The 25,074-nt window shown below is 44.6% G+C and carries 20 protein-coding genes and 4 tRNA genes; 9 read left to right on the top strand and 15 right to left on the bottom strand.

The features are described 5' to 3' along the window. Positions 1-13 precede the first annotated feature (13 nt). The gene (locus tag ADH67_RS05910; protein ID WP_066593058.1) at positions 14-1,120 is read right to left on the bottom strand and encodes a porin; all 1,107 of its coding nucleotides are present in this window, start codon (positions 1,118-1,120) and stop codon (positions 14-16) included. A 275-nt stretch (positions 1,121-1,395) separates the two neighbouring features. On the opposite strand from ADH67_RS05910, the gene ADH67_RS05905 reads away from it, so the two are divergent. From ADH67_RS05905 to ADH67_RS05890, 4 genes are all read left to right on the top strand, one after another. Continuing rightward, positions 1,396-1,641, top strand: coding sequence for a FeoA family protein (locus tag ADH67_RS05905; protein WP_066593057.1), 246 nt, complete (start codon positions 1,396-1,398; stop codon positions 1,639-1,641). A 14-nt stretch (positions 1,642-1,655) separates the two neighbouring features. Then, positions 1,656-1,883: a FeoA family protein gene (locus ADH67_RS05900; RefSeq protein WP_066593054.1), complete on the top strand. Its 228-nt coding sequence runs from the start codon at positions 1,656-1,658 to the stop codon at positions 1,881-1,883. Positions 1,884-1,891: 8 nt separating this feature from the next. Further along, on the top strand, positions 1,892-4,267 hold the full coding sequence (feoB, locus tag ADH67_RS05895; RefSeq protein WP_066593053.1) for a Fe(2+) transporter permease subunit FeoB: 2,376 nt from the start codon (positions 1,892-1,894) through the stop codon (positions 4,265-4,267). A gap of 212 nt (positions 4,268-4,479) precedes the next feature. Next, positions 4,480-5,991, top strand: coding sequence for an FAD-dependent oxidoreductase (locus ADH67_RS05890; protein ID WP_236578516.1), 1,512 nt, complete (start codon positions 4,480-4,482; stop codon positions 5,989-5,991). Between the two features lie 54 nt (positions 5,992-6,045). Here the strand turns inward: ADH67_RS05890 and ADH67_RS05885 are convergent, their stop codons facing one another. The 5 genes from ADH67_RS05885 to ADH67_RS05865 form a co-directional block, all read right to left on the bottom strand. Next, positions 6,046-6,468 carry a nitrous oxide-stimulated promoter family protein gene (locus tag ADH67_RS05885; RefSeq protein WP_066593049.1) on the bottom strand — a complete coding sequence of 141 codons (423 nt, stop codon included), beginning with the start codon at positions 6,466-6,468 and terminating at the stop codon, positions 6,046-6,048. 317 nt (positions 6,469-6,785) lie between these two features. Then, positions 6,786-6,861, bottom strand: a tRNA-Gly gene (locus ADH67_RS05880). 27 nt (positions 6,862-6,888) lie between these two features. Further along, positions 6,889-6,964 (bottom strand) — tRNA-Gly (locus tag ADH67_RS05875). A gap of 2 nt (positions 6,965-6,966) precedes the next feature. After that, a tRNA-Cys gene (locus ADH67_RS05870) sits at positions 6,967-7,040 on the bottom strand. 39 nt (positions 7,041-7,079) lie between these two features. Next, a tRNA-Gly gene (locus ADH67_RS05865) sits at positions 7,080-7,155 on the bottom strand. A gap of 541 nt (positions 7,156-7,696) precedes the next feature. Between ADH67_RS05865 and ADH67_RS05855 the strand changes: the two genes are divergently transcribed. Further along, positions 7,697-8,125: a DUF1178 family protein gene (locus tag ADH67_RS05855; RefSeq protein WP_066593040.1), complete on the top strand. Its 429-nt coding sequence runs from the start codon at positions 7,697-7,699 to the stop codon at positions 8,123-8,125. Positions 8,126-8,135: 10 nt separating this feature from the next. On the opposite strand, the gene abc-f is transcribed toward ADH67_RS05855, so the two are convergent. The 6 genes from abc-f to queF are packed head-to-tail and all read right to left on the bottom strand — an operon-like array spanning position 8,136 to position 14,527. Further along, the gene (abc-f, locus tag ADH67_RS05850; RefSeq protein WP_066593036.1) at positions 8,136-10,037 is read right to left on the bottom strand and encodes a ribosomal protection-like ABC-F family protein; all 1,902 of its coding nucleotides are present in this window, start codon (positions 10,035-10,037) and stop codon (positions 8,136-8,138) included. Then, a complete protein-coding gene (gene prmB, locus ADH67_RS05845) occupies positions 10,037-10,930 on the bottom strand; it encodes a 50S ribosomal protein L3 N(5)-glutamine methyltransferase (protein ID WP_066593033.1) in 894 nt (297 codons plus the stop codon). The genes abc-f and prmB overlap by 1 nt, the downstream gene beginning before the upstream one ends. Further along, positions 10,927-12,075 carry a succinyl-diaminopimelate desuccinylase gene (gene dapE, locus ADH67_RS05840; protein WP_066593030.1) on the bottom strand — a complete coding sequence of 383 codons (1,149 nt, stop codon included), beginning with the start codon at positions 12,073-12,075 and terminating at the stop codon, positions 10,927-10,929. Before dapE ends, prmB begins: the two co-directional genes overlap by 4 nt. A 2-nt stretch (positions 12,076-12,077) precedes the next feature. After that, entirely contained in the window at positions 12,078-12,884 is an 807-nt protein-coding gene (gene dapD / locus ADH67_RS05835; protein WP_066593028.1) for a 2,3,4,5-tetrahydropyridine-2,6-dicarboxylate N-succinyltransferase, read from the bottom strand. Between the two features lie 8 nt (positions 12,885-12,892). Continuing rightward, positions 12,893-14,080 carry a succinyldiaminopimelate transaminase gene (gene dapC / locus ADH67_RS05830; RefSeq protein WP_066593027.1) on the bottom strand — a complete coding sequence of 396 codons (1,188 nt, stop codon included), beginning with the start codon at positions 14,078-14,080 and terminating at the stop codon, positions 12,893-12,895. A gap of 27 nt (positions 14,081-14,107) precedes the next feature. Next, on the bottom strand, positions 14,108-14,527 hold the full coding sequence (gene queF / locus ADH67_RS05825) for a preQ(1) synthase (protein WP_066593018.1): 420 nt from the start codon (positions 14,525-14,527) through the stop codon (positions 14,108-14,110). A gap of 435 nt (positions 14,528-14,962) precedes the next feature. Here queF and ADH67_RS05820 point away from each other — a divergent pair, with 435 nt between their 5' ends. From ADH67_RS05820 to ADH67_RS05810, 3 genes are all read left to right on the top strand, one after another. Next, positions 14,963-16,282, top strand: a complete 1,320-nt coding sequence (locus ADH67_RS05820) for a hypothetical protein (RefSeq protein ID WP_066593013.1) — start codon at positions 14,963-14,965, stop codon at positions 16,280-16,282. Positions 16,283-16,380: 98 nt separating this feature from the next. Further along, positions 16,381-18,435 carry an NAD-dependent DNA ligase LigA gene (ligA, locus tag ADH67_RS05815; RefSeq protein WP_066593012.1) on the top strand — a complete coding sequence of 685 codons (2,055 nt, stop codon included), beginning with the start codon at positions 16,381-16,383 and terminating at the stop codon, positions 18,433-18,435. Between the two features lie 11 nt (positions 18,436-18,446). Then, complete coding sequence (locus ADH67_RS05810) at positions 18,447-19,181, top strand: S-methyl-5'-thioinosine phosphorylase (protein ID WP_236578514.1); 735 nt, start codon at positions 18,447-18,449, stop codon at positions 19,179-19,181. Positions 19,182-19,258: 77 nt separating this feature from the next. Here the strand turns inward: ADH67_RS05810 and glnD are convergent, their stop codons facing one another. From glnD to map, 3 genes are all read right to left on the bottom strand, one after another. Next, entirely contained in the window at positions 19,259-21,817 is a 2,559-nt protein-coding gene (glnD, locus tag ADH67_RS05805; protein WP_066593005.1) for a [protein-PII] uridylyltransferase, read from the bottom strand. 168 nt (positions 21,818-21,985) lie between these two features. Continuing rightward, on the bottom strand, positions 21,986-22,951 hold the full coding sequence (locus ADH67_RS05795) for an AEC family transporter (RefSeq protein ID WP_066592999.1): 966 nt from the start codon (positions 22,949-22,951) through the stop codon (positions 21,986-21,988). Positions 22,952-23,096: 145 nt separating this feature from the next. Beyond that, positions 23,097-23,906 (bottom strand): type I methionyl aminopeptidase, encoded by an 810-nt coding sequence (gene map / locus ADH67_RS05790; RefSeq protein ID WP_066592996.1) that lies wholly within the window; start codon positions 23,904-23,906, stop codon positions 23,097-23,099. 353 nt (positions 23,907-24,259) lie between these two features. Here map and rpsB point away from each other — a divergent pair, with 353 nt between their 5' ends. After that, positions 24,260-25,024, top strand: a complete 765-nt coding sequence (gene rpsB, locus ADH67_RS05785) for a 30S ribosomal protein S2 (protein WP_066592994.1) — start codon at positions 24,260-24,262, stop codon at positions 25,022-25,024. Positions 25,025-25,074: the final 50 nt, after the last annotated feature.

The raw sequence follows: 25,074 nt of genomic DNA, 5'->3' as shown, positions 1-25,074 counted from the left end.
GCAAAACTTTGGCTTAAAAGTTGTGATGCAAACCTAAACCGACGCTCCAGGACTTGAAGTCACCTTCAACGGCTTTTTCCTTAAAAAGTTTTCCGGCAGTAGCATATGCGCCCCATCCGTAAAGGAAAGTGCGTTTGGAAAGCAGATATTCGTAGGCTGCTCCTACAGTGAACCTATTGAACTTGTCTTTGTTGAGATTAACTTTGTTATCATCGAAAGTGACTTGGTCAGCAGACTTTACTTTGCCGAAACCATAGTTAGCGACCAACTTCAGCGTTCCGCCGGCTGCCGGGATTTCTGTACCTAAAGTAAAGGCATTTTGGTTCATGCCTTTTCCGCCGACAAAGGCGTCTTCAAGCTGATCAACTGTGTGGAAGCGGCTGGCATACTGATATCCGAAGAAAACTTTGGCGACTTCAAAGTCATAACTTGCGCTAAGACTGTAAATCATAGAAGCCTTAGTGTCTTCATCTCTAAATGACTTGTAGTCGTATCTTTCAACGATACCGGCTAAAGAAAGATTTCCGAGTTCATAAGTAAGACCGAGACCGTAGTAGTGGTCGTTTAAGGACCACTTCTTATCATCAGCTTCAGTACCGTTAGAGTATTGGACGTGAAGTTTTAAGCCGCCGAATTCCGGAGACACATAGACGATGCTGTTATTGTTGATTTGTCCGGTGACAAAGACATTGCCCAAACCTGCCTGAAGATAATCGGTTCCGATTGGGGAGGCATCCCAGATGGAATAACTGCCTTCATAAGAAGCAAGACCTCCCATCCTGCCGAAAGCTAACTCACCGAATCCTCCGGAAACGGACAGAGTGGCTTGTTTGCTCCAACTCTTGCCTCCTTCACCGGCTTCCCCGCTGTCCATAGAAAAGCCGTTTTCAAGAAGGAAACCTACCGAGTATCCGTTACCTAAATCTTCGGTTCCCTCCAAACCCCAAACGCTTCCTCCGGCGATCCCGTCTTCCATAGAAACTGTGGTGTCTGCGCCTTTTGCTTTGTTGACTACAACAGCCCCATCAACGGTACCGTACAAAGTAATCTGAGATTCAGCAGCCGCCAAAGAGCCCAAAGAAAGCAGGGCGACGGCTAAAGAGGTCTTAACAAATTTCATTACTGCTCCAAAAAAATAAATGAGAATGATTAGCATTATATTTTAAAAATGTCTTGTATTAAGGATTTCTGCAGATTTTTAACAACACCTGTTTACGTGGTGGGTTAATAAAATCAAGTGGTTGCAGCGATCAAGACTGCTAGCATTTTGGTATATGAGCAATGAATTTAATACTTAAAAATAATGTAAATACTAATGAGAATAATTTTCATTAATGTTCGCTTGGAGTAATATTTTTATAAATAATTTTCGTTTTCATTTTCATTTAATACTTTATGTCAGCTTCAAATTACTTCCGCTTAAGCGCGTTGCCGTTAAATGTTAAATGCCGTGTAGCAAAATTCGGCGCTGTCCCAGACGAAGAGATTAGGAGACTCAGAGATCTCGGACTGTACCGCGGGTCAGTTGCATCCATCATCGCTTCAGTTGAAGAGGGACCGCTTTTAGTGGCTGTAGGTGACGCAAGAATTGCTATCAATCGGGAAATCGCAGCTGAAATAAAAGTGCTCCAAACCTCTTAAACAGGAAGAAGAATATGCAGTTAAGAGACATGAAGCCTGGCCAAAAAGGCGTTATTAAAGGCTTTTTGCCGGGAAATTCAGAATACAGAAAGAAACTTTTCTCCTTGGGAGTCCTTCCCAATACGGAATTCGAAGTCACACGTATCGCTCCCCTTGGGGACCCGATTGAAATCAAACTTCGTAATTCTTTTATCAGTGTTAGAAAAGCGGAAATCGAAATCCTTGATGTTGAACCTCTCTAAATAAAAAAATGACAGCTAAATCTACTATTGCCGTTGTTGGAAATCCTAACTGCGGAAAAACGACTCTCTTTAATGCATTGACGGGTTCTCATCAATCCGTGGGAAATTGGCCTGGGGTTACCGTTGAAAAGAAAGTGGGGCATTTCTCGTTAGAAAATAAAGAAATTACCTTGGTTGATTTGCCGGGGATTTACTCTATCCAGCCAAGTGCATCTTCAAGTGAGGATGAACGAGTCGCTAGAAACTATATCCTTGAAGATGAGGCAGAGCTTATCGTCAATATCGTCGATGCTTCCAATCTCGAACGCAATCTTTACTTGACGGCTCAGCTTATTGAAATGCAAGTTCCGATGGTTGTTGCCGTCAATATGCTTGACGCCGCAAAACATCACGGAATTTCGATTGACTTGGAAAAATTATCAAAAGAACTCGATTGTCCGGTAGTCGGGCTTATAGCCTCTAAAGAGAAAGGAATTGAGGATCTTAAGAAATGCATTGAAGAGCAGCTAGTTAAAAAAGCCGTTCCTAAGAATCCGATCCTATTTCCACAAGATATCAATGAAGAAATCCTGTCCATCGGTCAAGATTTGAGTCGACAAGGTATCTCAAGAGCTTACTGGGTCGCTGAACAAATCCTGGAAGGAGACAAAGAGCTTTTCAAAGTTTTTTCGGATAAGAATTTTGCAGGCGTTGAATTTAAAGCCAATGCTTTAAATGAAAAATATGACGGCGACGTCGATATGGTAATGGCCGACGTGCGCTATTCTTTCGTGGGGAGAGTTGCTCATGACTGCATTACCAGAAAGGGCGAGGCTACCCAGACTTTGACAGATAAAATCGACAAGGTTGTGCTGCATCGTTGGCTTGGGGTACCGATTTTCTTGGGCGTCATGTATTTGATGTTTATTTTCTCAATTAATGTAGGTTCCGCATTTATTGATTTCTTCGACATTTTATTCGGCGCCATATTTATCGACGGATTTGGAGAACTGCTTACCTCTATAGGAACTCCGGAATGGCTTAAGACCATTTTGGCTGACGGTATCGGCGGCGGTATCCAATGCGTTGCAACATTTATACCTGTTATTTTCTGTTTATTCTTGGCTCTGTCATTCTTGGAAGATTCCGGCTACATGGCCCGTGCAGCTTTCGTGATGGACAGACTAATGCGTGCTCTGGGTTTACCCGGCAAAGCTTTTGTTCCGTTGATTATCGGTTTCGGCTGTGGGGTTCCGGCCATTATGGCAACCCGTACAATGGAAAAGAAGAAAGATCGCATCACTACCGTTTTAATGGCTCCGTTTATGAGCTGCGGTGCCCGTCTTCCGGTCTACGTTTTATTCGCGACAGCTTTCTGGCCGATGAACGGACAAAATCTTGTATTCGGTCTTTATCTCATTGGTATTTTGGCCGCTATTGCCACTGGCTTTATGCTGAAGAAGACTGTTTTACAGGGCGAAACCAGTGCTTTTGTGATGGAAATTCCTCCTTATCATTTGCCGACTTTTAAAAATATCATTCTCCGGACATGGGATAGATTAAAAGGCTTTATTTTCCGTGCCGGTAAAGTAATCGTTGTTTTAGTCGCTGCTCTTTGCTTCCTTAACTCTTTGGGTATAGACGGCTCTTTCGGTAACGAAGACTCCGATAAGAGCGTTCTTTCTCAAATCGGCAAGACAATCGTCCCGGTATTCAAGCCAATGGGCGTATCTGAAGAAAACTGGCCTGCTGCTGTCGGGATCTTTACAGGTATTTTGGCTAAAGAGGCCGTGGTTGGGACTTTGGATTCCTTATACAGCGGTATGGGCGGCAAAGATGAAGAAACTGCAGCTGAAGGAGGACCGGCTGCTGCTATTGAGGAAAAGGCTGAAGCTGCTGAAGAAGAAGGAGGATTTAACTTCATGAACTCCTTAAATGAAGCTGTAGCCAGTATTGGTGAAGGTTTCGGTGATATCGGAGCATTCTTCTCAGATCCACTCGGTATTTCGGTAGACAGCGATTTATCGGACGTTGAAAAACAAGCTGAAGAACAAGAAGTTGCTGCCGGTACCATTCAGGCCATGAACAAACTTTATGACGGTGAGCTTGGCGCCTTTGCTTACTTGCTGATGGTTCTTCTTTACTTACCTTGCGGCGCAGCTATGGGGGCAGTCTACAGAGAAGTTGGAAGCAAATGGGCCTTGTTCGCCGCAGGTTGGACGACAGTTCTTGGATACTGCTCAGCAACTCTCGTCTACCAAGTTGGTCGATTCTCCTCCAATCCAACTTACGCCTCTATTTGTATTGCAGTATGCGTGGCTTTAATTGCTGCTGTGGTTGTGGGTCTGAGAATGGCGGCAAATAACGAAGATAGAGGAACGGGAGAAACAGTTTTAGCTAGATAATCTCTATTCATACCCGTTGTTTTTATTCAATGCTCCGGTGAGTTAGCAAAAGCACCGGAGTTTTTTACTTGCAGATAATATTTTTGTGCTCCAAAAACTAATCAATGTGATTCTCAAAGAAGCAATAATTTCTGTTTACATCTCGCAACACGGATCCTAGAATTTCTACGAATCATGTAGATAAAAACTAGACCAACCAAATGGAGAACCAAATGAAATTATTCCGCAGAAACATGCTTCAAGTGATGGTTACCGGAGCTTTATGCGCCGGTGTTCCGTCTTTAATTTGGGCTGCCCCTCAAACTATTGCTCCTGAGTACGATGTCATTGTCATCGGTTCTGGTTTCGCCGGATTAGCTGCTGCAATTTCTGCAGCTGAAAACGGTGCCAAGGTAGCTGTTTTGGAAAAAATGCAGGTAGCCGGAGGAAACTCTTCACGTTCCGGCGGCATGATGGCCATCCCAGGTTCGTCAGTCCAAAAAGAACAAGGCATTGAGGACTCTCCGGCTAAACTCGCTGCCGACATGAAGAGAATTGGCCTGGGATTAGGCGATCCTGAACATATTAAAGTCGTTACTGAATTGGCAGCTCCAACTTTTGAGTGGACGAAAAAACAAGGCGTGGTTTGGCGCACTGATTTGACGGGTAAAGGCGGGCATTCCGCAAGACGCTGCTTGATTACCAAGGAAGGAACAGGTCAAGGAATTTTGGTTCCTTTCATGGCCAGACTCAAAGAACTCGGAGTTCCTGTCTTCACGGGTGTTAAAGTAATTTCTCTCGATAAGAATAAAGACGGCCGAGTCATCGGTGTTACGGCACGTGAAGGATACAAATTCGGAAAAGAGGATTCAGGAAAAACAGTTGAGATCAAAGCTAAGGACGGCGTTATTTTAGCTTTCGGCGGATTCTCAGCTGATATCGCTTATCGCACATTGCTTGATCCTAAGCTGACGGCTAACTTGAAGACCACCAATCAGCCCGGCGCAACCGCAGAATTAATGCGTGAAGCAAGCCGTATAGGCGCAAATATCATTCAGGCCGATTGGATTCAATTCTTGCCGAATACCTCGCCGGATGAAGAAGGAATGGGCATGGGATCTCATTTTGCAAGCGTAGGTGGCTCTTTGTATGGTTTGTGGCTCAATACCAATACCGGTAAGAGATTTACCGATGAATTCGGCGATCGTAAAACAGCAACCGATGCTATTTTCAAAGTATTAGACGCTAAAGGAAGAACAATTTCCGTAACTGATGCAGAAGGTGTCGAATCGTTCAAGAAAGTCCGTCCGGGAGCAATGGAAATTTTGAAAAAGAACGGAGCGGTCAAAGAGTATGCGGATTTAGATGCTCTGGCCAAAGCCTATGGAATGAATCCGGAAGTCTTAAAACAAACTTTTGCTGACTTTAACAAATCGATTGAAGCTGGGAAAGATGAGGAATTCAACCGAAAATTTGATAAAGGGTTGAAGTCTCTTACTCACGCTCCTTATTATGTCTCTGAAATGAGTCCGAAGATTCATCACACCATGGGAGGTATTGCTACTGACACATCCACACGCGTTTTGTCCGTGGTTAACGATCAGCCGATTCCGGGCCTTTATGCTGCCGGAGAATGTACCGGAGGTATTCATGGTGCCGTTCGTATCGGTGCTAATGCAGTTATGGACTGCTTAGTGAACGGCAAAGTGGCGGGCGAAACCGTAATGAAAGACGCCAAGAAGTAAAGAGAGTTATATCGAGGCTCGTACGCCGAATCATAAAGATTTCAGTGTATCTGTCTACTTCTCTTTTTTAGCTACAGTCGGCCGCGGTTTCGCGGCCGTTGGTTTATCCGGAGCCGTCCTAAACAATGCTACTAAATGGCGGAAAGATAGGTAAGGGTGTTTCAGGATTAATCTTGGTCCGGAGAAGGCCATAATTTCTTTTGCTTTTTCTTTATAACCTTTGCCGAAACAGTGGATTTTGCAGCTTCCGCAGACCGGTTTTTTCTCTCCGAAAGGGCAGCAGGCAAGTCTCTTAACGGCGTAGAGATAAAAGTCTTCGCATTCCGGACACATTCCTTCTTTAGTGTCATGGTGTGCATGACAGAAAATCTCTGTCATGATGCGAATAGTCTCAACATCCTTAGCAATATAAGGATGTTTGACCTGCTGCTCTCTTTTCTCGCTGAGGTTTAACCTCTTTAATTCATATTCAAACATCTGTGCTGCGCTACCAAGCGGAATTTAGAAAGGAGAGTCTAGGCATAAGTACTTAAAAAATTATTAAATATTGAGAATTGATCTCATTTGTACTCATTAATTTCCGATTCTTTACAGGTGGTAACGTTTGGAATCAGAAATGAAAAAATGCCAAAGGCTTTTGGGGGATGCACAAAAGCCAAGGCGACAAATTGGTAATCTTAAGTGTTGAGTAAAAGTACTAAAGAATGGCATTGTGGCCCAAGCCTAATCCCGAGAAGTTCGTTGGCGAACTGAAGTTTTTGTAATGATGCAATCAGGAAAAGTAAACAAAAGAATGGAGCGGGAGACGAGTCTCGAACTCGCGACCTCAACCTTGGCAAGGTTGCGCTCTACCAACTGAGCTACTCCCGCGTAGTTATCGGTTAGAGAAAGATTAGTTGGAGCGGGAGACGAGTCTCGAACTCGCGACCTCAACCTTGGCAAGGTTGCGCTCTACCAACTGAGCTACTCCCGCACTGGAGGCGCGAAGCGGAGTCGAACCGCTCTCAACGGATTTGCAATCCGGTGCATAACCGCTTTGCTATCGCGCCATCCAAAATCTGTTCTCTAAAGAATAACTTTAAAAATTCTGGAGCGGGAGACGAGTCTCGAACTCGCGACCTCAACCTTGGCAAGGTTGCGCTCTACCAACTGAGCTACTCCCGCGCTGAGAGAAACAGAACTATACAGGCAGAATTTTTGCTTGTCAAATTAGGTCCTCAAAAATTTTTAGCGTATTTTGAAAGCGTTGCAAAAATACGACATAGGTTAAGTTTCTTTTTATGGTGTGATTAAGGAGGGAGGGTTTAGATTTCTTTGTTTATTAAAGATTTTTTTGAATATTTTTCGATAACAAAAACTCATACAAACTCAAACCTAAAGACTTTCTCTAACTGTAAATTTTTGCAAAAACTCTTCAAGAATTTCTTTGCCCGACAGAGCAAAGAGGATATTGGCAGAAGACGAAAATTAGAAAATGTTGGCGCAGCGCAAAATGGAGCACGTGTCCGCTTCTTTTTGTTCTTCTATGAAAAGATAACAAAAGTGTATTGGTGATAGAGGAGCAAAGAAGCCGCCGAGATTTACCATTACGGTCTCTGGAATTGTGAAAGTTTTTCCGGGGAGCTATCAGACGACACGCTTCAAATTTGAATATGCCGCTTTTCCTGGTTAACATAACAAGCGGACTAACAAAAAGGAATTTGGATTGGCTTTAAAAGTATTTAACTTCAAATGCAAAAATGGGCATCTATTTGAAGCGATGATTCCAAGCGTTAAGGAGTTCGAAAAGCAGCGGGACGCCGGTCTTTTCCTTTGTCCTTTTTGTGAGTGCAGGGAGGTTGAAAGAGTCCTTTCTGCCCCGCATGTTGCGCGCAGCCGTAGTACTTCCGTCTCTGCCAGTGAAAAAGAAGCCCAAGAACGGTTAGAAAATTTAATTAAAGAAGTTGCGGAACAAATTAACTCGGCTGAAGATGTCGGGGAAAAGTTTGCCGCCGAGGCGAGAGCTATTCATTATGGTGACAGTCCCGAGCGCTCCATCAGGGGAACGGCTAAAACGGAAGAAGTCATTGAATTGATTGAAGAAGGCGTTCCGATCGTCCCGTTGGGCGTGAAGAACGATCGGAAGGTTAACTGATAGTTTTGGTTTAAACGATGCTTTCGATTTGCTCGGATAAATTCAGCCACTGGAGTTCGAGTTCTTCCACCTCCGAAGCAAGCTCTCCCTGTTCTTTGATGGTTTTGCTGACGAGAGCGGAATCTTTTTGATAAAAATCTTCCTCAGCTAACTGAGCGTTGAGTTCTTTTAACTTCTTTGACTTTTTATCGAGAGCGGTTTCAACCTGTTTAAGCTGCTTTTGCAGAGGAGCTCTTAAAGCGGAAATGCGTGCTCTTTCTTCCGCTTCTAATTTTCGTTTCTCTTTTTTATTTACCGTAGGAGCTTCTTTGTCCTCGGAGGCGGATTCTTTGATTTTGTCCTTTTTGTCTTCAAGAACAATACGTGCGTAATCTTCCAAATCTCCTAAAAATTCACTGACCTGACCTTTATGAACAATCCATAAATCGTCACATACGGTTTTCAGAAGGTGCCGATCGTGAGAAACCAATAAGACCGCACCTTCAAAAGAGGACAAGGCTACGGTGAGAGCATCGCGAGTTTCCATATCCAAATGGTTGGTTGGCTCGTCAAGGACTAAAAGATTAGGTTTAGTCCACGCTATCAAGGCAAGGCAAAGACGGGCTTTTTCTCCTCCGGACATCGGACCGACAGGGTTGCAGGCCATCTCATTGCTGAACTTAAATCCCCCAAGATAGTTTCGCAGTTCTTGTTCTCTGACATTCGGTGCGATGCGGGTAAGATGCTGCAAAGGGGATTCGTCTTCTCTGAGCTGATCGAGCTGATGCTGGGCAAAGTACCCGATATTTAAGCCTGTGCCGTAGCGGATTTCTCCGGATATCGCCGCAAGTTCTCCGATAAGCGTTTTAATTAATGTAGATTTACCCGCTCCGTTGACGCCTAAAACGCCGATTCGGTCTTGAGGTTCAACCTTAACTTTGACATTAGTCAGAATTGGCTTGCCGTCATAGCCGCAGTTCAACTCCTGTGCAAAGATGAGATGCTGAGGCATCTTCTCAGGTTCAGCAAAATTAAAGCGCCATTCATTGCTTCCTTTAATCGGCTCAATGGCTTGCAGCTTTTCCAGCATCTTGATACGGGATTGAGCCTGCTTGGCCTTGGTAGCTTTATAGCGGAAACGGTCGATAAACTTTTGCAGATGACGGGCGTTTTTTTCGTAAGCTTTAGCAGCCGCTGCTTGCTGTTTGATCTTTTCAGCTCTGATTCTCTCGTAATCGGAGAAGTTTCCCGAATAACGATGGATGGTGCCGTCTTCAATAGACCAAATTGTTTGAGAAATCCGATCTAAGAATTCTCTGTCATGGGAAATGACGACGATAGTGGTTTGTTGAGCCTTCAACCAACTTTCCAGCCAAATGACGGAGTCGATATCCAAGTGGTTGGTCGGTTCGTCAAGCAGCATTAACTCGGCCGGTGTAAGCAGAGCACGGGCCAGAGAAAGTCTGTTTCTCCAACCGCCTGAGAACTCTGATACCTTTCTTTCGGAGTCTTCGTCCTTGAATCCTAGACCGTGAAGAATTTCTTTTGCTCTGGCAACCACTGCTCCTTCATTGATTTCAGTGTAAGCGGCTAGAGCCGAGGCGTAAGCTAAATCATCATGAGACTGTTCAGCCTTGGCTAAAGCACTCTTAGCTTCGATGAGAGGCTTATGTCCTTCAAGGACGTAATGCATGGCTTGCTGTTCAGGGTTTTCAATTCTCTGAGCAACGTGCGAAATGAGGGTGTATTCCGGAGTTGTGATGTCACCCGCTTCTGTGCCGATTTCTCCGAGAATGGCGGCAAATAATGTTGATTTGCCTGACCCGTTAGGTCCCACTAATCCGATTCTTTCTCCGGGGCTGCTGATGAGTGTTGCCCCGGAATAAAGAATTCTTGTTCCGCGGGAGACAGATACGTTTTGGAGTCTAAGCATTACGGAAGATTTTCCTTTCTGATCATGAATACCTGATCATCGCCTCCGCTGGTGGGAAGCCATACAACATTTAATTCGGGCCATCTGTTTTCGAAAGCCTCTTTGCCGTCGCCGAGTTCTACGAACATTAAACCGCCATCATTTAAATGTTCTTTAGCCTGCTCAAGGATAGTTTTAATTAAATCCATCCCGTCTTCGCCCGCAACTAAAGCCAGCTCAGGTTCGTGCCGGTATTCACCGGGCAAATGCTCCATAGCTTCTGTGGTGACATAGGGAGGATTTGTGATGATAACATCGTACTTCTTGCCGACTAAGTTGGTAAATAAATCAGATTGAATAGGTCTTACAATACCTTCTAAACCGTAGTCGGCGATATTTTTTTCGGCAACTTCCAAAGCGCCTTCGCTGATATCAACAGCATCTACTTCCGCATTCGGGAAGCATTCGGAGGAGAGAATGGCAAGACATCCGGAGCCGGTGCACATATCTAATACGGAAGTAATTTCTTCAGGGTTCTTTACCCACGGCTGAAATTTTTCTTCAATTAATTCGGCAATAAAGCTTCTGGGAATTAGGACCCGATCATCTACAAAAAAACGATGGCCGGTCAGCCACCACTCTTTGGTGAGATAAGCAGTCGGCACAAGTTCATCGCATCTGCGGGAAATTGGGTTAAGAATGAATTGTCTTTCGTCCTGAGTTAACGCTGCGTCTAAAAACTTATTTTCATATTCAAGTTCGATTCCCAAGGAACGGAGCACTAAAAATCCTGCTTCGTCGTATGGATTGTCATATCCGTGAGCATAAGAGATGTTTGCTTTTGACAATTGAGTTGCAGCGTACCTGACAAAATCTCTAATTGTTCTTAGAGGGGCAGTGTTTTCTAAATTCATTTTGAACTTACCGAAAAAAGATTGACAAGTGTTTGGTAATAGATTTCTGTCAGCTTCGGAATATCCTTCAAAGGAATGGATTCGTTCGCTTTATGGATGAGATTGTTGACAGGGCCGAATTCAACGACTTCCGAACACCACCGGCTGATGAAACGTGCGTCGCTGGTTCCTCCTGTGGTTGAAAGCGCTGGTTTGATATCTTGAACCTTAGAGATGGCTTTTTCTAAGCATCCGGTTAATTCCTTTCCTTCCGTTTTAAAAGGAAAAGCGCTGTGCTCCCAAGAGATATCGGAGTTTTCTGCAAATTCTTTAATAATGCCGTTAGCTTTATTTTCGATTTCTTGGCCGGAAGTTGCCGGGTTATAACGTAAATTAAAAACAAAGCTGCAGGAGCCGGGGACTATGTTGACGGCGCCTGTTCCGGCAGTGATATTGCTTACCTGGAAAGAAGTGGAGGGGAAGCCTTCGCAGCCCTGATCCCACTGAGTTTGAGCAAGCTTGCTGATAATTTTGGACGCTGTATGAATTGGGTTTTCAACCTTTAACGGATAGGCGACATGACCTTGTTCCCCATAAATAGTAACCCGGCAGTTGCAAGAGCCTCTGCGGCCGTTCTTGATGGTGTCTCCTAATTCTTTAGAGCAAGTCGGTTCGCCGACAATACAAAAGTCGGGCTGAATTCCTTTCTTCTTCAGTTCCTCGATGGCAAAAGCCGTTCCGTCTTTGCCGTCCCCTTCTTCATCACTTGTGAGAAGAAGGGCAATACGACCCTTAAAGTTTGGAAAGTTTTTGACGAATTGCTTTGCAGCAGCTGCAAAGCAAACGTCAGAGGTTTTCATGTCCTGCGCGCCTCGAGCAACTAAGTTCCCGTCAACTTCTGTCGGAGCAAACGGGTCTGTATTCCAGCCGCAACCGGGAGGAACGACGTCAGTGTGACCGGCAAATAAAAACAATGGTCCGGCAGATCCATACCAACAGTAAAGATTGTCTGTTTTTCCACGGCAAATAGTTTCTGATTCAAACCCGGCGTCAATAAGGAAACCGCTGATTAAGTTCTGGCATCCCTTATCCTCCGGTGTGACGGAGGGACAAGAGAGGACTTCTCTCAAAAGCCGAAGGGTTAAGTTGTCTGAGGCGGCAGTCATGCTTAGTCTCTTAAAAGTTCGTTAATGCTTGTCTTGGCTCTTGTTTGGGCATCGACACGCTTAACGATGACGGCGCAGTTCAGGTTATATTTGCCGTCTTTGCTCGGGAGGCTTCCCGGGACAACAACGGAACCGGCAGGAACACGGCCTCTGAAAATTTCGCCTGTTGTTCTGTCATAGATCTTCGTGCTTTGGCCGATAAAGACGCCCATAGAGATAACGGAGTTTTCTTCAACGATGACGCCTTCGACAATTTCACTGCGGGCACCGATGAAGCAGTTATCTTCAATAATAGTTGGGTTGGCCTGGAGAGGTTCCAAAACGCCGCCGATGCCGACACCGCCGGAGAGATGACAGTTTTTGCCGATTTGTGCACAAGAGCCTACGGTTGCCCAAGTGTCGACCATTGTGTTTTCACCGACGTATGCACCGATGTTGACATAAGACGGCATCAAAACAGCTCCCGGAGCAATGAAGCTGCCTTCGCGGGCGATAGCTCCTGGAACAACGCGGAAGCCGCCTTCCTTGAACATTCTTTCGTTGTAAAGAGTAAATTTAAGAGGAACTTTGTCGAAATAAACAAACTCACCTGCTCTGGAAACACGGCTTGGATTCATTCTGAATTCAAGAAGAATTGCCTTTTTGATCCATTGATTGACTTCCCACTTGCCGTCAATCTTTTCGGCGACTCTTAATTTCCCCTTGTTCAAAGACTGAAGAACTTCATCTACAGCGTTGTGTACTTCGGGACCTAAATGTTCCGGCTTGAGGTCAAAAGCGCGTTCGATAATGTCTTTTATATATTGCATTTTTACTCCTATATCTTAAATTCAGCGATTCGTTGCGTCGCTTCTTTCACTTCTTCAGTTGTCGCTACGAGTGCAATTCGCACGTATCCGGAACCCGGATTGATGCCGTTTGCCAGTTCTCTTCCTAAAAAACTCCCCGGAAGAACCGTGATGCCTGCTTCCTCGTAGAGCCTCCTAGTAAAAACTTTATCATCTATTGGGGTCTTAGCCCAAAGATAAAATGAGGCATCCGGCATTTCTACTTCAAGGGTCTGCTGTACGAGAGGCAGACCGGCTTCAAATTTTTCATGGTAAAGACGTCTGTTCTCTTTAACGTGTTCTTCATCATTCCAAGCAATGATGCTTGCTTTTTGCAAAGGACCGCTCATGGCGCAGCCGTGATAGGTTCGGTAAAGAAGATAGGGTTTCAAGAGCTTTGCATCACCTGCCACGAATCCTGTTCTCATGCCCGGAATGTTTGAGCGCTTGGACAAACTTGAAAAAACCACTAACTTGTCAAAATCATCTCGGCCTAGAATCTTCGCGGCTTGCAAAGCTCCAAGCGGGGGATTATCTTCGTCGAAATAAATTTCCGAATAACATTCATCACTGGCGATAATGAAGTTGTATTTATCGGCCAATTCAAATAATTTTTTCCAATGAGCCAGGCCGAGGACTTTTCCTGTCGGGTTGCTCGGGGAGCAAACAAAAACCAGTTGGGCGTTTTCGAGTTCTTCTTCGGAGGCAGAGGCCTCTAAGTCCATCACAAAGTCGTTTTCAGCAGTTGTCGGGATATAAACGGGTTTGGCTCCGGCCATAATGGCCGCTCCCTCATAGATTTGGTAGAAGGGACAAGGCATTAAAACCGTCGGGTTCTTGGAGGAGTCTATGGCAGCTTGAGTAAAAGAAAATAGGGCTTCTCGGGACCCGTTGACCGGCAGAATTTGAGTGGCTGGATTGAGTTTTACTCCATGCCGTCTCAAGTTCCAATTGGCAATTGCCTCCCGCAGTTCAGGCATTCCATTGGTGGAAGGATATTTTTCAAACAGTTGGAAGTTGTGGTAAAGCTCATTTAATACAGATGAAGGAGCCGGATGTTTCGGTTCTCCGATTGACAGAGAAATATGTTTTTTGCCGGCAGGAGGCTGAGATCCTTCCAATAATTTTTTTAATCGTGTAAAAGGGTAAGGTCTAGTCAGCGCTAAATCTGGATTCATGGAAGTTCCTTGGGATTGAGAAATTGATTAACCTCTTGTCGGGTCGTTTGTTTCGAATTCAGGAAGCTCAACCATCGGTTGCGGTGCCCATCCGGGTTTGCGGTGTTCAGCAACAACCGTGGTATAGATTCCGCCTCTGACCCACCATTTGGCTTTCAGTCTCATGTAGCGGGGCTGAAGAGCTTCAACTAAATCATCAAGAATTTTGTTGGTAATGGCTTCATGGAAAGCTCCTTCTTCACGGAAGCTCCAGATGTAAAGCTTTAGGGCTTTCAATTCAACGTTTTTCTTATCAGGAATGTAGTCAAGAAAAAGCGTTGCAAAATCAGGCTGCCCTGTCAAAGGACAGAGAGATGTAAATTCAGGAATCTCAATGTGAATGAGGTAATCTCTGTTCGGCTGAGGGTTATCAAAAGTTTCTAGTGTTTTACTAGGTTGAGTAGGCATTAAAGGAACACTCCTATAAACAGCTCGGAGCCTTTCAAATAAAGAGGCTACAAGCAACAAACTATTAAACCTTTAAGTCTAAGCGAATTTTCTATTAGTGCCCAAAAGACTGAGAAAAATGAGTAAGAAGTTGGAAGAAGGAGTTCAATTGAGCAGGAATTCCTGATAGCCGGCTTCAAAATTATTTGATCCTCCAAACGAGGCTTTCTGTGACTTTCCAGACAACTGAAAATCTTCTATATGCTCATTTCCGGCCAATCCCTCAGTCAGAGATTTTCTGAGGTAAGTTCTGTATTTTCAGCCGGATACTGACAATTTTTCCGATATTAGGAAAATTTATCTAATTAATTCTGAAATTCATTACCACAACAGCTCCTTTAAACAATAAAATATCCGATCCAGTAATGCATAAGATTTAAAGAGAAGGGAAATCGGATGAGCTTTGTTCTTGGGATGACATTGACCGCTATTTTGCTTATTGGCTGCGCGGGAGGTGGCATCTGGTATTGGTTGAAAATTAAAGAAGCCCCGAAAAAAATTAAGCAGGATAAGTCTCCTCTGGCGGGAAACAAAAAAGAGCCTTTCTTACGTTCTGAGAAAGAAAAAGAGATTCAGTCGGTACGTCAATCTTCGGAAGCGGTGAACCCTTCTTCCTCCCAGACTCCCGTGAAAGATGCTGTTCAGAAACCCACGGTCCCGATGCAGGCTACTCCTTCTTCTGCACCTGTTAAGCCGGCTAAACCTGAAGCAAAACCAGCTGCGGATAAAGTCCCTGAGGTCTATTCTTTTGAAAAAACAGCAAAAGCCCTTGAAGAATCGAAACAACAACAAATGCAGGCTCAGGCTGCAGCGAGGACGGATATATCCGGTTCCGCGTTAGATTTTCAGCAAAACAGTCTTCCGTTTGATGAAGTCTTGAGATTCGAAGACGTTGAAAAAAACGGCTGTCCTTCTCATAATCCGATGCTGGAGGTTTCTTTCAAAATCCAGTTTAAGAACCCGGTTACCGGCAGTGCGCTTTTAAATGAGCTTCTTCCGCTGAAAAACCTTCAGCCGAAAGGCAATTATTGGGTTTACGGGTACGATTCTTACACCAAGAGTTGGTACGTGCCGGAAGCGATTGGCCTCTATTCTTCCATTATCATCTTCGTTCAGTTGGCTTCCTCCAGAGGGGTGGTAAGTGAAGTTTCCATTTCATCCGTTCTGCAGATAAAGCAGCGTTTGGAAATGATGTTTGACGGAAGCAGTGATGAAGTGGAACAGTCTTTGATTTCAAATAAATCAAAAAATCTTACTCATTTGCTTCAGCAATTTGGGGCTCAGATTTCCGTTACTTTACGCTCCCGCAATGAAGTCAGCTTGGATGAGTTTGAAAAAGTGGCAAGCGATTTAGGTATGAAACGTATTAATTCCAAACTGTATGAAAAAGTAGGGGAGTTAGTGCAGACAGCTGACGGAAAGAGAAGCCATAACAGAAAAGGTGCGATTGCAGCAGCTTGGGTTTCTCCGAGCTACGTCGTTATTTCCTTATTCGTCGCTTTGATGACTCCGGAATCTCAGCCGCTTCGCTCTTTGATGATCGCCGCAAATGCTTTCGCGGCTCCTTTTGAAGCAGAAATCGTGGATAATCAGGGTTACCCAATAAATGGCCAGATTCTTACTACGGTCAAAAAAGAGATTGATAATTTCTACCAACAAATGAGGGACAAGGGCCTTGAACCGGGAAGTCCGACTGCGCATAAATTACTGGCGTAGCGGATTATTGAAAAAATTTAAACCATACATAGAAGAAGCCTCACTCATTCGAAGTTGAAGGCTTCTTTTGTTAGGCAGATAGATTTTTGGGAATGAATATGAGCGCCAAAAAAGACTCAGCAAAGGATTTAGAAATTCAGAAGCGGATGGAGCAGCTGGCCGATGAAATTAATAAGCATAATCAGGCTTATTACGTCGATAACAATCCCACTATTTCTGATGAACTTTATGATTCTCTCTTTCAGGAATTAGTTAGGCTTGAACAGCAATATCCCCAATTTAAGACCTTATTTTCTCCGACGGAAAGAGTTGGAGCTGCCGCAAGAACCGAAGCAGTCAAGGTCAAACATAAGATTCCTCTGCTTTCCATTCATACGGAAACTGATTACACGGCCCAGGGGGCTTACGACTTTGACGGCCGCGTAAGAAGAGAGCTCGAATTGACGCCGCAAGATCCTCCTGTTGAATACGACTGCGAGCTTAAATTTGACGGTTTGGCTGTCAATATTCGTTATGAAAAAGGCATTTTGGTCCAAGCAACCACCCGCGGGGACGGATATGAGGGAGAAGATGTCACAGCCAACGTTCGTACCATCAAGACCCTTCCGCTGAAAGTTGAAAACTTTCCCGATATTTTTGAGGTAAGAGGCGAAGTTATTCTCCATAAGTCAGAATTTAAGAGAATTAACGAAGAGCAGAAAGCAGAAGGGCAAAAGCTTTTTGCCAATCCCCGTAATGCGGCGGCAGGCTGCTTAAGACAGCTTGATCCTTCGGTTACCGCCAGAAGAAACCTATCTTTCTATGCCTATGGCTATGGAGAGGTTTCTGAAACAGTGGCCAATAAGCACTCAGAACTTTTGGACTACTTGAAATCCAAAGGATTCCCGGTTGCTGACACAAGAGTTCTGGCATATGGGCCGGAAGAACTTCAAAACTTCCATGTAAGAGTAGAAAAAATCAGGGATGATTTGCCTTTTGATATTGACGGAGTGGTTTACAAAGTCAACAGCTTTGCTTTGCAAAGATCTTTAGGCTTTGTATCTCGTGAACCTCGCTGGGCGTGTGCGCATAAGTATCCTCCCCAAGAGGTTCAAACAGTGGTTCAAGACATAACCATTCAAGTCGGCAGGACCGGCAAGCTCACGCCGGTTGCCCGTTTAAAACCGGTCTTTGTCGGAGGAACGACTATCAGCAACGCTTCTCTTCACAATGAAGAGTTCCTCCAAAACATGGGCGTGAAGATTGGAGATACGGTCGTTGTAAGACGCGCCGGAGATGTCATTCCGGAAATTGTCAGAGTCATTAAAGAGCTTCGTCCGGATAATGCCCGGGACTTCGTTATGCCGGAGTTTTGTCCCGTCTGCGGTTCTCACGCATACAAAGAAGAGGGGGAAAAAGATAGGAAGTGTACGGGAGGTTTATTCTGTCAAGCTCAATGTGTCCAGTCCATTCTTCACTTTGTTTCTCGTAAAGCCATGGGTATAGACGGAATTGGAGAGAAATTGGCGGAACAATTAGTTGAGAAGGGCTGGGTAAAAAATATTTCGGATATTTACCGTTTGACTAAGGAACAATTTGTCTCTTTAGAAAGAATGGGAGAAAAGTCAGCAGATAATCTTCTAGCTTCCATTGAGAAATCGAAGAGTACTACCTTAGAAAAATTTCTATATGCCATCAGTATTCCTGATGTCGGAGAATCTACTGCTAGAACCCTAGCAAATCACTTTAGAACGTTAAAAGCTTGTGAAGACGCGGGATTGGAACAGCTTTTAGAGGTTGACGATGTCGGAATGTCCACCGCTGAGAAAATTCTCCACTTCTTTGCAGAGCCCAAAAACCTGCAGGTTATCCAAGAACTACAGGATCTTGGCGTTCATTGGGAAGAAAAAGGAGAAGTTGACGCCTCTGAATTGGTATTTTCCGGCATGACATTTGTATTGACCGGTACATTGCCGACTCTTTCCAGAGATGAAGCCAGCGATATGATCCGTAAAGCCGGAGGAAAAGTCAGCGGCTCCGTTTCTAAAAAAACAAGTTATGTTCTTGCGGGGGAAGCCGCCGGAAGCAAGCTTGTCAAAGCGCAGGCTTTATCCGTTCCGATTATTAGCGAAGAGCAGTTTATGGTTATGTTGGTCCAAGGAAAAGAAGAATAATGGAGAGGTTTGTGATTATTGAAGGAAGCGTAAAGCTTTCTCAGGAAGAGTTGAAGATAACTCGAACTCAAGCTATTCCTACTCCGTGGGGCGAGCCTTCAGCGCCCTTTGAATTTACTGAAGTAGAAGATAAAGAAATTATTGTCCTTCCCAGGCATGGCCGAGTCTGCCGGAAGCCTCCGCATCTAATCAATTACCGTGCAAATATGTGGGCGATCGCACAATTAGCACCAAAAGCGGTGGTTGCCCTTTGTTCGGTTGGTGGGATTGTGGAAGAGGACAAGCCAGGTTCTATTGCCGTTCCGGACCAAATCATCGACTATACCTGGGGGAGAGAAACTTCCTATAACAAAGGTGACTCAGAGACCATTACTTTTATCGATTTCACCGAACCTTTCAGTGAACACCTTCGGGAAAAACTTTTAGATGCGGCAGATGATCTTTTAACACCGGTTATAGACGGCGGAACATATGCGGTTCGACAAGGTCCGAGACTCGAAACTGCAGCAGAAATCAAGAAACTTGCTCAGGACGGTGCTCATTATGTCGGTATGACTTTGATGCCAGAAGCTTGTTTGGCCAGAGAGTTAGGACTGAATTACGCTGCTATCTGCCAAATCGTCAATCCCGCTGCCGGAATCGGCCTTTCGTCTTCTAAGATTGACATGAAGGCCTTTTCAGATGTGAGTGACGAAGCGACCAAGAAGAGTCTCAAGATAGCACTAAAGGCTTTTGAAAGCTTTTAACGCTTTAAAAATAGGCCCCTCCGGAAGAGGCCACAGGGCCTTTGCGCTTTCTAATGATTCCCAAGAAGTACCGTGTCTTAAGACGGCCTCAGTTCTAAAATTTTTAGCAACGCCGTTTCAAATTCTGCGGCAAACTGAGGATCCGCAAGCCGAGGATTTTTGATTACGAAAACGTCTTCGATTCTTTCTCCCAATGTAGCAATTCTTGCGGTGATAAGGTTAATCTTAAACTCGATAAAGACGCGGGCGATTGTGGCCAGAATGCCCAGTCTGTCTGTGGCTGCAACCGATAACAAATAGTGGCTTCCGCCGGCATCGACTCTAAGCTGAACCTCAGGCGTAATCGGGAAGTTCTTAGAATGTCTGGACAGACGTCCTTTTATCGGAGGCTGCAAAGGCAGCTGATTATCAAGCCTATTAATTAAATCGGCTTTCAGCTCTTCAAATTTTTCCTCGCTTGAAGAGTTTAGGTTATTGTCAATGACCACGAAATGGTCTAAGACTCGTCCGGTCTTACCGGTATAAATTCTTGCTTCTAGAATTGAAAGACGGTAGCTCTGAAAAGTGGAAACGATGCGGGCAAACAGCTCGTTCCGGTCTTCCGTCAAAACGACAACCTCATAGGCATTCGGAAGGCCTTTGACCGGTCTGTAAATTACATAGGAACTCTTTCTGTCCATGTGCTCCAAAAGTTCTTTTGACTGCCAAAGAATGTTGTCGACGGAATGGCGCATGAAATAGCCAACGTCAAAATCCTCCCAGAATTGCTCAAGCTTTTCTTTTTCTTTGGCGTTGAAGTTCCCGGCTTTGAGGACATCTTCCCGTCGGTTATTGACCAACATTGTTTTAGACAAAGATTTTCCTTGCAAGAAATTGGCGGTGGCGTAGAACAGTTCTTCCAACAATTTGGCTTTCCAGCTGTTCCAGACTTTCGGACCTGTTGCACGGATATCGGCAACGGTAATCAAGTAGAGCCCTGTGAGGCGGTCTAATGAAACGACTTTCTCAGCGAATTTCTTAATAACTTCGGGGTCAGAGATGTCTTGTTTTTGCGCAACTCTGCTCATTGTCAAATGTTCTCTTACGAGAAATTCAATATAGTCCGTTTCTTCGGGAGTTAAGTTATAGCTTTTAGCAAAAATCTTTACTTCTTCTGCGCCTATGCGGCTATGGTCCCCGCCGCGGCCTTTGCCGATATCATGGAAGAGAAGGGCTGCTACGAGACGCCAATTGTCTTCCAATGACATCATCAGTTCAGTCATAAGCGGCATCTCATGAGCGTTCTCGCTTTTTGTGAAACGTCTCAAATAACTAATGGCTAAAATCGTATGTTGGTCAACGGTGTAGGCATGGAATAAATCATGCTGGAGCTGTCCCACAATGCGGCCGAATGGAGGAATCAGCTTGGAAAGGATCCCGAGTTTGTTCATCTCTTTTAAGCAGTGGTAAACACCTTTTTTAGCTTTTAGAATTTTGAGGAAGCTGGACTTAACTTCATCAAGCGAAGCAAAGTTGTCGGGAATACGCTTGTCCAAGTTTCCGTATGCTCGATGAATAGTCGTAGAAAACTTGTTGATTTCTCGATGTTCGGTAGCCAAAACAAAAGGCATTAAGAGCATGGCCGGATCGTTTTGGTAGAAGTTTTCATTTTCAGTGTCAAGAACATCGCCTTTAACCAGAAAACCGTTACCGATGCTGACTCCTTTTTGTTTCGTGACTGAGACGAAGTGTTCTTTTAGTGCCTGAAGAATGACGTCATTTAACAGTTCAATCGATGAAGCAACGGCGTAGTACTGCTGCATCAGTTTTTCGCTGGCTCTTCTGTCGGCGTCCGCTTTGAATCCAAGCTCTTTAGCTAAAGACTCTTGAATTTCAAAAAGAAGTCTGTCCTCGTGACGGTTTACAAGAAGATGCACATGAATTCGCAGCCAAAAGAGAGTCTTCATGTCTTCATGAATTTTTGTTTGCTCATAATTAGTGAGCAGACTCGGTATTTCTTTATTCTTTTTAGCGGCATCAAGGTAGGCGGCTTTAAGAATCCACGTTACGATGTGAAGATCACGCAAACCTCCCGGAGATTCTTTGATATTCGGTTCGAGCGCATAGGTTGTTTCTTGGAAACGCAGATGTCTTTGCTGCTGCTCGATGAATTTGGCTCTGAAGAAGTCAACGAAATTCAGCTGAACTTCCATTCTTTCGGTGTATTTCTTGTATAGGTCGGCGTCGCCCATGAGAAAACGTGATTCCAACATGGCTGTCTGGGCGGTGATATCTTCTTCGGCTTGAGATATACATTCGTCGATAGTTCTGACGGAATGACCAACCGTAAGGCCAAGTGACCATAGATCGTTTAAGACTTGTTCAATGACTTTTAGCTCTGAGTCTTTGACATCTTCCGGCAGGAGAAATAAAAGGTCTAAGTCAGAAAATGGAAACAGTTCACAACGGCCGTAACCGCCCACGGCAACAACCGCAATTCTGGGAGAAAGATTGTTGTCCGTGCAGATGGTCTCGATGGCTTCGTCCGCTGCATGGGTGTGCTTAAGAAGATACTCAAAAGGATCGGAATGTTCTTTGAATTCTTTGGCAAGAATTTGTCGTTCGTTAGTAAAGTCAGTGACGGCTTGTTGGTTCATTTTTTGACTTCCAAAGTTTTCTTTCTTTGATTCTACATTTCCGGCTTTCTGTTTTAACTGAAAGATAGTTTTGCTTGTTGAGGTAAGAACATCTCGGAAGAGAGAAGCAAATCAAGTCGTCATTTGCCGGTAGGAATCTGGCTGAGTTTCTTAAAACATGACTTCGCACTAAAAACATTTTCCGACAATAGGCGTAACCCAGAGCCAGAAGGGAGCAGAAAAGGCAAACACCAAGGTGCTGACGGCCAAAGTAGATGCTCCGTCTTTGACGTAAATGTTGTATCTGCTGCTGATGATCAAACCTGAGAAGGCAGGAGGAAGGGCGCAAGCGAGAACCATCATAGAAAGGCTTTCAAGAGGAAGGTGATAGAAAGCGCCTGCAAGACAAACGACCAAAGGGCTTAAAAAGTTTCTGAAGAAAACATTCCAAATAATTTCAGGCCCTACGCTGAATTTAACTGTAGCTAGGGCTAAACCGGCTGCAAACACAGCAACGCCGGAATTCGCTTTTGCAATCAAATCTAAAGAAGGATATAAAGCATCGGGCATACGAATGCCGCACAGAACAATAGCGACGGCGAGCATCGGGGCCCAAACCACCGGCTGCTTAAGGGAGTTGATGATAGCCTTAATACTTGAGTTGGCTTTCTGACCGTCCGCACCTGCCGATTGCCCCATATTCATTAAAAAGAATCCGATTGGAATCAACACTGCATTCGAAAGGATGGCTTCAATGGCTACGACTAAGCCCGTTTGAGTGGAGGTGCCGAAGACCGGATCTAAAACGGCAAATCCTAGGAAACCAACCGTCGGAGCTCCGGTAATCAGCGCACATACCGCAGCTTGCTGGATGGAGTGCTTCCAAAACTTCCTGCAGATATAAAAGCACAGAAGAAACATTCCCACTTGACCTGCAAATGAGATGACTGTGAGAAGCAAATCTCCGAAAATTAGTTCACGGTTAGCTTTCGTAATAGAGGCAAAAAGTGCCGCGGGCAAAGCAATATCAAGGACGACCTTGTTGAAAGCCTGAGTTTGGTCCGGAGTAAAAGCATGAATTTTTGCCCCGGCGTATCCCAACATCATGATCACAAAAATCGGAGCTATATCGTTAACAATAATGTTGTAAAACATGTGCCGGAGCCTCTACGTTAAATGTTAGGTATTTTTCAAAGTTTTTATCCTCTAGCTCATTGTATTGGCAGCAATATTTAGCATTCTCACTAGCATATGAAATCGGGTATAAAAAAAGCCTCCGTTTTCGGAGGCTCGTGGAAAATTACTTAACCCAGCTAGGAGGCTGCGGACATCCAGGAGAAACAGTTAAGACTTCATAACCGGTCTCAGTAACCAAAACCGTGTGCTCCCATTGTGCGGAGAGGCTTCTGTCTTTGGTCACGGCGGTCCAGCCATTAGGCATAATTTTCAAGGCGTGTTTGCCGGCGTTGATCATTGGTTCAATGGTAAAAATCATTCCCGGCTTCATTTCAGGACCTTCTCCCATCTTCCCAACGTGTGCGACAAAAGGTTCTTCGTGGAAACCTCTTCCCACGCCGTGACCACCGAATTCTCTAACGATAGAGCAGCCTGTAGGGCCAACATACTGCTGAATGGCGTAGCCGATGTCGCCGAAATGAGCACCGGGCTTAACCATGCAAATGCCTTTCCACATCGCATTGAATGTGATCTCGCAAAGGCGCGATGCGGCGATAGATACAGGTTCTACTTTGAACATTCTGCTCGTGTCGCCATGGAATCCGTTCTTGATTACGGTGACGTCGATATTGAGAATGTCGCCTTTTTTAAGAACTTTTTGGTCAGGAATTCCGTGGCAAATCTGATGATTGACAGAGATGCAGGTGGCTTTAGGATAAGGAGTTTCACCGCCGGATGAATATCCAAGACAGGCAGAGATGTCCTTGAGTTCTTCGGTCATGTATTTGAGCATGAGATCGTCGAGCTCTTCAGTGGTGACGCCCGCCTTAACATAAGGTTCAATGAAATCCAATACCAGAGCAGCGTCTCTGCAGGCAGCTCTCATTCCTTCAATTTCTTCAGGAGTTTTAATAACGATTTTTTTAAGTGACATTTTTCATTCCAAGTTTTCTGAATTTTAGTCATCCTAAGAAAGAAAAAAGTGATTTGTTTGCAAATTGTGCATAATTTTCTTAAGAGCTCGTAAATATTTATAACGACTAAGGCCGAGGTCAGACGATGAAAGGCTCAAAAAGCGGCTCACGACCCAAAGAGAGTCAATGAATTAAGGTGAGCGCCGAGGATTACAATTCTTTATAAAACCGTCGATTCTAGTGTCTTGTTTCTGATAGAATTCTGCCCCAATTGGCATAAGCCAAGAATATTTTTAAATAGCGCACCTCCTCTACTAGGGTTCCGTTCGGACGAGGGAAGAGGTGTTGGAATTAAACCCTAAAGGAAAAAAACATGACAACTTTGAGCATGCGTGAACTTCTTGAAGCAGGCGCACACTTCGGCCATCAGACACGTTTCTGGTCTCCAAAAATGGCACAGTACATTTTCGGTTCCCGCAACAAGATTCACATCATCAATCTCGAAAAAACAGTTGAAGGCTTCAATGACGCCGCTAAGTTTTTGACAGATTTAGCTGCTAACGGCGGTACTATCCTTTTCGTAGGCACAAAGCGCACATCTCGCGAAGCTATCGTTGAAGAAGCTAAGCGCGCCGGTATGCCTTACGTTGATCAGCGCTGGTTGGGCGGCATGCTCACCAACTTCAAAACAGTTAAGGTTTCTTTGAAGCGTCTCAAAGAAATGGAACAGACTGTTGCTGATGGTGGTCTCGACAAGATGACTAAGAAAGAAGCTCTTGACTTCACTCGTGAACTTGAAAAGCTCAACAAAGCAATGGGCGGTATCAAGGAAATGACTGTTGTTCCTGACGCTTTGGTTATCGTTGACGTCGGCTATCACAAGATTGCTATTCAAGAAGCTAACAAGCTCGGTATTCCAGTCGTTGGCGTTGTTGATACAAACCACAACCCAGCTGGTGTTCAGTACATCATTCCTGGCAACGACGACAGCGCACGTGCTGTTAAGCTCTATGCCAAGGGTTTTGCAGACGCCATTTTGGAAGGCAAGAACAAGAGACTTGACGAAACAGTTAAGGCTGCCGGTAAAGACGAAGACTTCGTTGAAGAAGTTCAAGTTGAAGAGGCTCCTGCTCAGTAATCAATCTTAGCAATCTAACTAGGAGGGGGCGTATTCAGCCCCTTTCTTTT

The sequence above is a fragment of the Turicimonas muris genome (genome assembly GCF_002221595.1).
Classification (GTDB): domain Bacteria; phylum Pseudomonadota; class Gammaproteobacteria; order Burkholderiales; family Burkholderiaceae_F; genus Turicimonas; species Turicimonas muris.
This window is presented reverse-complemented; position numbering and strand designations above follow the sequence as displayed.